The organism is Tepidimonas sp., assembly GCF_036824975.1.
Taxonomy (GTDB): Bacteria; Pseudomonadota; Gammaproteobacteria; order Burkholderiales; family Burkholderiaceae_C; genus Tepidimonas.
This window is the reverse complement of record NZ_DAISZC010000121.1, coordinates 1-2,511: the sequence shown is the minus strand read 5'-3', so window position 1 is coordinate 2,511 and position 2,511 is coordinate 1. Positions and strand designations below refer to the sequence as shown.

At 66.3% G+C, this 2,511-nt stretch carries 2 protein-coding genes; one reads left to right on the top strand and one right to left on the bottom strand.

Annotated features, from left to right (window positions below):
* On the top strand, window positions 1-1,812 hold a 1,812-nt coding region (locus V7Z54_RS09790; RefSeq protein WP_334136219.1), incomplete at its 5' end, for a putative bifunctional diguanylate cyclase/phosphodiesterase.
* Here V7Z54_RS09790 and V7Z54_RS09785 read toward each other — a convergent pair.
* On the bottom strand, window positions 1,809-2,511 hold a 703-nt coding region (locus V7Z54_RS09785; protein ID WP_334136218.1), incomplete at its 5' end, for an N-acyl amino acid synthase FeeM domain-containing protein. The genes V7Z54_RS09790 and V7Z54_RS09785 overlap by 4 nt on opposite strands.

Below are 2,511 nucleotides of genomic sequence, written 5' to 3'. Positions count from 1 at the left end.
GCCATCGCCGAGCAGTTCCGGCAAGAACATCTGCAGCGGCTGGCCCTGCAGGCCGAGCTGCAGCACACGTTCGACTTCCTGCCGATCGGCCTGTTCACGCTCGACCCGCAGGGCCGCTTCCTAAGCACCAACCCGGCCCTGCAGACGATTCTGGGCCGCCCGGTGGAGCCCGAGCGTGACCACTGGGACATGCTGTTTCCGCGCTACGACTGGGCACAGCTGAGCGCCTCTAGTGGCGCGGGAGGAGCGGTCGAATTCGAGACCGGCTTGTCCCAGGAAGACGGCATCGGGCGGCGCTTCCTGGTCCGTGCGGCGCGCGCGGGGGACAAGATCGAGGGCACGCTGCAGGACATCACCGACAAGGTGCGTGCCCACGAACACCTGCAGTTTCTGGCCGACCACGACCCGCTGACCAAGGCACTCAACCGCCGCGGTGTCGAAGCGTGCCTCAGCCGTGGTCTGCAGCGGCTGCGCCGCGGCAAACCGCTGGCGGTAGCCTATCTGGATTTGGACCGCTTCAAGCTCATCAACGACCTCTATGGCCATGTGGCTGGCGATACTGTGTTGCAGCAAGTCTGTGAACGTGTCCAGCGGCCACTGGCATCGCACATGTACCTCGGGCGCGTCGGGGGGGATGAGTTTTTGCTCGTCATGCTCGACACGCCGCTGCACCGCGCCGAGGCAGTGTGCCGCGACATCCTGACCCGGCTGGTCCACGAGCCTTATCAGGTGGGAGATCGCGCCTTCCAGGTGCGAGGCTCGATCGGACTGATCGAGGTGACGGCGGGCATGACGGCCAAGGACGTCGTCGCCACCGCCGACCGGGCCTGCCGCGAAGCCAAACGCGGCCGCACCACGGGGTTGGTGGTGTACGAGCACGGCTCGCAGGCCTTCCGCGAGCACGAAGCCGAGATGCAGCTGGTGGAGCGGCTGGCTGGCGGACAGGACATCGAAGGACTGTTCCTGGAAATGCAGCCCATCGTGTCGCTGCGTCATCCCGGGCAATCGCTCAATTTCGAGGTGCTGCTGCGCATGCAGGATGCCAACGGCAGCCGTGTGCCGACCGAGCGTCTGATTCGCGCCGGCGAAAACGCCGGCCGCATGAGCGCCATCGACCGTTGGGTGGTGGCGGCAATCCTGGGGTGGCTGTCGCAGCATCGCCAGCAGCTGCCGGCCAACCAGTTCGTCTGCCTCAACCTCAGTGGCGCCTCCCTCAACGACGAGCGCTTCGTCCACGACATGGTCGAGATGCTGGAGCGCCACCGCGATGTCGCCCACCGGTTGTGCTTTGAGGTTACCGAAAGCGTGGCGCTGCACGACATTGGCAACACGCGCCGCTTCATCGACCGACTGCGCGCGCTGGGTGCCAAGGTCGCGCTCGACGACTTCGGCGCGGGCTACACCTCGTTCTCGTACCTGAAGGATCTGCCGGCCGACATCCTCAAGATCGACGGCAGCTTCATCGTCAACATGAACCGGCATCCAGCCAACGTCGCCATCGTCGAAGCCATCGTCAGCCTGGCGCAGAATCTCGGTATGAAGACCATTGCCGAGTGGGCCGAGGATTTCGAGACCGTGGAGACATTGGCCGAAATCGGCGTCGACTTCGTGCAGGGCTGGGCAGTCTCGCGCCCGGTGACCGGCGACCGCATTCTGGCCGCACGCTCCGGCGCCGATTTCATCAGCGACGAGCGTATCAGCAATTACCTCAACACGCTGCCGCCCGACGACGAACTGGCCGCAGTGGACTGGGTGCTGGGCGCTGCGCAACCGACACCCGCGGCGGCGACGCCCCCCCCTGGAGCGCCTTAGTCCAAATCGATGTCGGGGTGATCGGTCTGGAACCAGAATGCGTACAGCGGATGCTGGGTCCCCTCGACGCATGCGGCCACCAGATCACAGTACATGATGCGGTGCGGCAGGTTGAACACATGGGGCAGGGGGACGAAACCCAGCTCCGGGTTGACGTCCTGGAACATCAACCGCGCGTACTGACGGTCCAGCGGTGCACGCGCCGTCACCAGCACGTAGCGCACCCCCGCGCGCTCGCACCAGTAATAGGCCGCCTTGAGCATGACGGTCTTGACAAAACGGCTGCACTCGGCCCGCGCAACGGCCAGACGCGTCACCTCGGCACAGCGGGCCTGGGCCATCGCCGACGGCAGCGTGAACGACTGTTCCAGCACCAGCGGACGGTGGGCGTTGGTCTGCACGCGCAGCGTGCCCATCAGGGAGCCGTCCACCTTCGATTCCGCCAGCAGCACCGCCACCCCGGGTTCGCGGTCGACGGCATCGGGCTCACGCAACCCCTGGGTCAGCTCAGGCGGCAGATGGCGGCTGTAGGCCGCGTGGCGCAGTTCGGCGGCACGTCGCAAATCGTGCTCGCCTTGCGCCACGCGCACCGTAAAGGGCAGCCACTCCACGCCGCGCGGTGCGCGCAGAGCGCCCGAAACCTTGGACAGCGCGGACGCGTCCCCCAGACCGGACGCTGCACGGGCAGACGAAAGATGG